The organism is Bradyrhizobium sp. CAR08 (genome assembly GCF_052871955.1).
The window spans coordinates 445691-452388 of sequence record NZ_JBIXJX010000004.1; the positions used below are offsets into that span (position 1 = coordinate 445691).

5 protein-coding genes, 1 tRNA gene and 3 pseudogenes are annotated in these 6698 nt (G+C 62.8%); 1 reads left to right on the forward strand and 8 read right to left on the reverse strand.

The genetic code is table 11. The features are described 5' to 3' along the window. Nucleotides 1–147: 147 nt before the first annotated feature. Nucleotides 148–222 (forward strand) — tRNA-Thr (locus ACIPUD_RS12325). Nucleotides 223–785: 563 nt separating this feature from the next. Here ACIPUD_RS12325 and ACIPUD_RS12330 read toward each other — a convergent pair. The 8 genes and pseudogenes from ACIPUD_RS12330 to ACIPUD_RS12365 all read right to left on the reverse strand — a co-directional run. Then, nucleotides 786–1061: pseudogene (locus ACIPUD_RS12330) on the reverse strand (response regulator); the annotation flags it as partial. Then, a pseudogene (locus ACIPUD_RS12335) lies at nucleotides 1058–1430 on the reverse strand (response regulator). The pseudogenes ACIPUD_RS12330 and ACIPUD_RS12335, both read right to left, overlap by 4 nt. Before the next feature lie 15 nt (nucleotides 1431–1445). Beyond that, entirely contained in the window at nucleotides 1446–2930 is a 1485-nt protein-coding gene (locus ACIPUD_RS12340; protein WP_446480735.1) for an ATP-binding protein, read from the reverse strand. Continuing rightward, nucleotides 2875–3660 carry a PAS domain-containing protein gene (locus ACIPUD_RS12345; RefSeq protein WP_446480736.1) on the reverse strand — a complete coding sequence of 262 codons (786 nt, stop codon included), beginning with the start codon at nucleotides 3658–3660 and terminating at the stop codon, nucleotides 2875–2877. The genes ACIPUD_RS12340 and ACIPUD_RS12345 overlap by 56 nt, the downstream gene beginning before the upstream one ends. A 19-nt stretch (nucleotides 3661–3679) precedes the next feature. After that, nucleotides 3680–4533 (reverse strand): annotated as a pseudogene (locus ACIPUD_RS12350) (SphA family protein). A 1150-nt stretch (nucleotides 4534–5683) separates the two neighbouring features. Next, a complete protein-coding gene (locus tag ACIPUD_RS12355) occupies nucleotides 5684–5893 on the reverse strand; it encodes a hypothetical protein (RefSeq protein ID WP_446480737.1) in 210 nt (69 codons plus the stop codon). Nucleotides 5894–5943: 50 nt separating this feature from the next. Next, nucleotides 5944–6132, reverse strand: coding sequence for a hypothetical protein (locus tag ACIPUD_RS12360; protein WP_446480738.1), 189 nt, complete (start codon nucleotides 6130–6132; stop codon nucleotides 5944–5946). 81 nt (nucleotides 6133–6213) lie between these two features. After that, complete coding sequence (locus ACIPUD_RS12365) at nucleotides 6214–6495, reverse strand: DUF1488 family protein (RefSeq protein WP_377787573.1); 282 nt, start codon at nucleotides 6493–6495, stop codon at nucleotides 6214–6216. Between the last annotated feature and the right edge of the window lie 203 nt (nucleotides 6496–6698).

Sequence of the window (6698 nt, forward strand, 5' to 3'; positions counted from 1 at the left end):
CGACAGATCAGGCGGCCTTCGGGCCGCCTGATTCATGTCTGCGTCGAGGACGCGGGTTCTGGCACTTTCCGGTCAAGTCTGGTATTGCGGCGCGCACGGGCGGACGGCCCCGGCATAGGCCGGCCTTGCCCCGCTTCTCCAGGCGTCGCCGGCTTAGCTCAGCGGTAGAGCAGCGGTTTTGTAAACCGAAGGTCGGGGGTTCAATCCCCTCAGCCGGCACCAGGGTTTTCAACAACTTCGCGGAAAAATGTAGCCCGCGTTTTCGTTGCGCGCGCGACGGAAGGATTTATGGGCTACAAGGGGCTACATTGGTGGCGATTACCCCCTTCGAATCTGCCGCTGAAGGATTTCTTTGCGCTGGAGGCTGATCTGCGTGCGCATGCGCTCGATCTCCGAGCGGAGGTATTCGATGGGCGGCACCCCACGAGAGCGGAACGAAGGAAGACTAGCCGAGCAGTCCTATCCGCTCACGCAGGACCACGTCGATCCCAGGTCGACGTGGCCCTCGCCTCGGCTATTGAGCGTCAGTGTTGCCGAGTTCGGCCGATTGCGTCGCCATGGACGCTGATCGTGCTCAAGGTCGGCGAGAACAGTCGATCGAACTCGACATCCCCTATTAAAGCGACCGGCTTTTCTGACGCAGGCTCCTCGCGGCAAAAGTCCAGGCCGGCGCAGCTCGGCATCAATCCGAACGCATACACATGGTTGGCCGTGAAGACGGCATCGACGCGTGCGCCACCATGGTAAGTCGTCGTATTCCGCTCGAGGTCAATCGGCGCGGTTCAGATATTGACCATGTCTCCGAACGCCGAGACGATGACCGTGGACGTCTTGGCCTCGGCTTCCTGAAGCTACCGGAGCAGTGAAAGCCCGTCCATCCCCGGCATCTTGATATCCGAGACCACCATGTCGACATCGCGCTGCCGCTCGAGCAGCTCAAGGGCCTCCAGACCGTCATGCGCGAACACGAACTTCCCCTCGCGGATCTGCTTGCGGAATCTCAGCAGGACCAGCGCCTCTAGGTCTGGCTCGTCGTCCACTACAAGGACGAGCGGTGTCACGCGGCTTCTCCGAGCCGGCTATCGATCTCTTCCCGCAGCTTGGCGAAGTCGATCGGCTTGCTCAGCAGCCCGTCCGCTCCGCGGTCCAGGGCGTTCTTCCGGGTCTGGGCATCGCCGTAGGCGGTGATCATGATCACGGGCACGTCCGGGCGGCGGGCCCGGAGTTCGGGAAGCATCTCCAGTCCGCTCATGCATGTTGATGTCGGAGAGCACCAGCACCAGTGACGGATCGCACACATCCTCGGCGCGTGCCAACGCCTCGGAGGCCGACTAGGCGAACTCCATTTCGAAGCGGCCGGACCGGAGGTCTCTCCGGAAGTGCTGCCGGAAGAGGGTTTCATCGTCGACGACGAGTATGAACGCACTCATGGGGCACTCCAATCTTTAGGCGGCGAGCTTCCGTGGGAGCCGGATAATGAACTCGGTGAAGGATCCGGGCTCGGTCTCCACGTCGATGCTGCCGCCATGCTGCTTGACGACGATGTCGTGGCTAATCGACAGGCCCAGTCCCGTCCCTTCCCCCGCAGGCTTGGTGGTGAACGGCACGAACATCTTGGCCCGGAGGTCGTCCGGAATTCCGGCTCCGTTGTCGCGGATCCGGATTTCCACCGCGTCGCCGAGGTCCGCCGTCGCGGCGCTCAGGGCAGGGGTGAAACCGTCGCCGGCGTCCGACTTTCTCCGGAGCGCGGCATGGAAGCCGTTCGAGATCAGGTTGAGCAACACCCGCGTGATCTCGCGCGGATACATGTCGGCCATGCCGGCGGTCGGCGCGAAGCGGCGCTCCACGTCGATGTCAAACCCGGTCTTCTCCGCCCGGGCGCCGTGGTAGGCGAGGTTCAGGCTCTCCTCGACGATCGCATTCACGTCTGCGGGGTGATGCTCGCCGGAGTCTTCGTGGGAGTGCAGCAGCATGCTTCGCACGATGGAATCCGCTCGCTTGCCGTGCTGCACGATCTTTTCGAAATTCCCTTTCAGCATCTGCGAGAGCTCGCCCAGCTCATCCTTAGTTTTCCGGTCCACTTCGCCCGCGGCGAGCACGTCCCCCATTTCCCCGAGGAGATCTCCCGAGAGCCCCGAGAAGTTGATGACGAACTTCAGCGGGTTCTTGATTTCGTGCGCGATGCCAGCGGTGAGCTGGCCGAGTGAAGCGAGCTTCTCGGTCTCGACAAGGCGGTCCTTGGCGGCGTGTAACTCCTCGAGCGAGCGCGACAGTTCCGCGGTTCTGGCCTGCAACTGGTCGAACCGGCGTACGTTCGCGATCGCGATCACCGCCTGGTCGGCGAAAGTTTGCAGCAACTGGACATGATGCTCGGCGAAGCTGCCCGGCTCCCTGCGGGTCACGCTGATCAGCCCGATGACCTCCCCGCCCTGCCGTAGCGGCGTCAGCAGCAGGCTGCGGAAGCCGCGAGCGCGCCCGATCTCCCGGGCTCCTGCCTGCGCGCCCAGTTCGGACTCACTGTCGGGAATCTTGACGGTCCTCCCGGCGCGCACCACCGCGAGCAGCGGGTCGGTGTCGGCGGCCCGCGGAAACGAGGCACGCAGCGCCGCATCTGCTTCCGGACTGACGGGCGTGTAGGCGGCGAGTTCGACCAGGTCGCCGACGACCCGCAGGACGACAGTCGAGAGGGCTCCAGTCAAACGGTTGGAGCGTTCGGCGATGGCTTCGAACACCGGACCAACGTCCGACGGAGAACCAGCGATCACTTTCAGGATGTCTGCAGTAGCGGTCTGCCGCTCCACGCTGATCCGCAGCTTGTTCTCCGCCTCGATCTGGTCCGTCACGTCCGTATTGGTGCCGAACCAGCGGACGACCTCACCCGCCGCATCGCGGATGGGCAAGGGCGCGAGAAAGAAACCAGCGGTAGCCACCGTCCTTGCCGCGGAGGGGAAACCTATCCTCCCAAGGCGTTCCCGTCGCAAAACTGTGCTGGATGCGTTCGACCACGCGGTCCACGTGATCGGGGTGATGCACCTTCTGCCAGTCCCAGCCCTGCATCTCCTCCAGGGTCATTCCGGTGTAGTCGTGCCAGCGCTTGTTGTACCAGTTGATCCAGCCCTTCTCGTCAGCCGTCCAGGCGAACTGGCTGATGTGGTCGGCGAGCTCCCGAAAACGTACCTCGCTTTCTCTGAGGGCCTTGGCGTTGGCCGCGAGCACCGCGTCGGCCCGCTTGCGCTCGGTGATCTCTTCGGCCGCGACGTTGATCCCGACGATATCGCCGCTGGGTTCACGGAAGGGATGCCAGTACGTCACCCAAAATCGCTCTTCGACCTGGTCCGCGCGTTGGCCTGCGACTTCGATCCCGACGACCGGCTCGCCGGTCTCCATGATCGAGCGGACGATACCTTCGACCGCATCCGCAAGGGCCGGCACGCATTCGCGAACGGTCCGTCCGAGGTGGCCCGCGACGGAGATGCCGCAGATCTCGGTCAGGCGCTGATTGATGTGTACGTACCGGCAATCCGGAGAGAGAAACGCAAGGCCGATCGGGGCGCTGTCATAGATGAGCTGAAGGCCGGAGGAGTGCCCGAACGATGTCTCCGGCGGGGGGCCGGGTCCTCGGGTCTTAGATGCGGCAACAGCGTCATCGATCGATGTCATCGTCGTCGCCTCCGTGGTTTTAGTATTTGCTGGTCAGCGGCTTCGCGGCTGGCGGCGGCTCGGCCGCGGGCGTGATCGCGAAAGTCAGCCAGGTGTTCCAGCCTTCAGGTCTATTCTGCGCCCCGAACTCCTTGAAGCCCTTCAGATTGAGATAGCCTTGGGTCCCTTCGGCGAGCGGAAAGATGTAGCCGATCTGCGGACCGACGGCGGCCACCCGCGAGCGAAATCCACCGAGCACGGGCGGTGCGCCGAAGTCGTCCGTGACCTGCTGGAAGTAGTAGCCGACGACGCCAAGCTGAAGCTGCTTGTGAAGAAGTGCGAGGCGGCCCAGTCGATGTGGAAATCCATGCCGTTCTGATAATTCGTGTCGGTGTTCTTGAAGTTGTAGGTGAGGCCCGTGACGAACGAGAACTCGTTGCCGGCCCTGGGGTCGAAGTAGGTGTAGCCTCCGCTGAAATCGATCGCGCCGTGGCCGATGCCGAGGTTGGCGAGGCGTGCGGAGGCGTAGTCCCCGATGGGAACGTCGCCCATGCCGTAGACCATCAGACTGTTGACCCCCATGTTCCATTTCAGCGTGAACTCAGGGATCACGTCGCCGAAGGAGGTCAGATCCTGCGTTCGGTCCACGCCGATGGTGTTGCCCAGCGGACCGGTTAGCGAGAGCGCGGCGGAGGTCTCGTTGCGACCGCCGATAGCGAGGACGCTGATCGCGGCCTGGCCGCCGAGGACCGGCGTGGCGAACGTATATGTCGGCCCGAAAATGGCGAGATAGGCCGCGCGGAAATGCCGACGTCGACACGGCCGCCGCGAGGAAACTGTTGGCCCGCTCCAGAGGCGACGTCGGTGTGGTAGTAGACCGTCGCCCAGGACCAGCCGGGAGCACCCGGCGCCGCGGCCATGCTGCCGAAATTACCTGGAAGCCAGAAGCTGATGCCGCCTTCGTCGGCGAGAGTCGGTTGCGCCAGCCCGATTACGGCGAGGACCAAAATCGCTGCTCGTCCGTAGAGCCGCCCTCGGTTCTTGGTCATTTCCATTCCACGTTTAGTCGTTGTTGCACTTGATCGCATCCGGCAAATGATTCGGGGCCATTCGGCGGCATCAGAACGGGTGAGCGGCAGGTTGGCGACCCGCGCCCCCTTGCGCAAAGCAACTACGCTGATCTTCCTCGCGCTTGGGGACAACGGCTGCAGCGCGGAGGGCGGCCTCAATGGCACCCTCAACAATATGGCCACGCAGAACGGCTTTAGGTCTGCGAGCCGTGGAATGAGCAAATCCAAGGAACGAACCCGCGCACCCACCACGATTGAGCCTGCTCGTGCCGGGGCCGGCCAAAACCGGCGCGAGGACCTTGGTAGCCCCGGCCTGTCGTCCCCCCGTAGGCCGGGGCTCCGCCTGTCCGAAAAGCCCCTGCCTGCCAGCCCGGAACCAGACGACTTAACCTAAGTTAAGTCGGAACAGTCCAATGGGGGTTGGCCATGGGCATCGAGCGAACGCACACTCCGAAGTATTGGCATATGCGCGAGGAGGAGTTCCGCACGAAGGCCGACAACTGTCAGCATCCTGAAACTAGAGAGACGCTGCAAACTACGAAGAGCTGGCCCGGAGGGCCGAGCAAGTCGTAACAGTCACTGAGCTGGACGAGCGCAACTTAAAAGCCCGGCGGCCGGCGCAGAAATCCGTACAAGACCAGCGCGCCGTCACAAGTCAGCTTCGTCCCCGCATGAGCTAAGGCAGAGCCTCGCCTACCCTCTTATAGGAACGCTCTTCCGCGATCATCGTCGTTGACTATCTGCGGATGCTGACGAATCGCGAATGATGCGCCTTGATTCAAAGTTACCCCCGCCCAGGCAGTTCGAGAACTGCCAGCACTGCGGCGGGCCATTGCTGAGGGTGGACAGCTTCCTCCGCGTTCCCTCTGGGAAGGCGGTCCGTGTTTTCAAATGTACGGATTGCCAGAAGCTCACGTGAGACGATTAAGCGGCCTGACTGAGCAGCGCACGTTCGGTGTAGTCGGTCAGCAACTTCAACGAACCACGCCTGCCGCATCGCCTTTGCTGGGGACCACCCAATCGATTGCGAGCAGGCAAGCTTCGACAACAGCAAAGGCGACCAGTCCGCCGAGCCAACCGAAGAAGACGATGGAGAAGACTGCAAGCAAGAGCGCGCATAAGATATCGGCGAGAATCTTGCCGTTGCGCTCCCAGCGGGGTTGGTCTGCTGTGTAGTAAGGCATGGCGTCTCCTTGGGAGGGCTCGAATCCCTGCTTACCCGTCCCGTGTGGATTCAAGGATGCGGTGGCTTTTCTGGCACGCTCGGTGGCGGCGGTCCGTATTCCATGGCGCGCTTTGCCGCCAGCTTTCGATAAGCCGCCGCCTGATTCAATAGCTCGGTTTTGAAGGTCGAATCCTGTTCGCCCGCCGCCAATTTCTCTAGGCTGACTGCGCGCTCCAAGTATTCGGTCAACAGTTTCATCGGCGCCCCGGCTTCTCTGACCCAAAAATCGCATGGCGGGACAAAGGTCAAGCGGGAAAGCCCGGCAATCGCGTCCTCGGCTCAGCCCCGTCCGCCGGCCGGCACAAGCTGCTCAGTGCGGACGACCGGAATCTCCTTGCCGCCGTCGTACTGGTCGCTGGCAATCTGCTCGATAGTCGACCGATGCCTTTTGAACGTACCGGCGATGTCATTCGGATCGGCGCCATCGGCGGCGGCACGTTCGCTCAATGCGGTCCATTCGACCCTGCAAGCAATACGGTCACCGCCGCTGAACATCGCGAATAGAACAGCTTCGGGCGGTGCCTCAGCGAAATCACCGGATGGATCGGGGGTAAGGGGCATCTCCGACTCTGGCTGAGGGACGGCGCGAGATGCCTAACTGCGACTTGGCCCGGCGTTCCTATTTGCGATCCCTCAAGACAGCGCGATGCGCTGGAGTCCGCTTCCGGGCACTGGACTAAACCGCTCGCGCGGTAGAACGCCGCGGCTGGCGACACGGCAAAGCAATAGGCGACAGCTCATCGTGACGAGCGGGGCAATTGGTG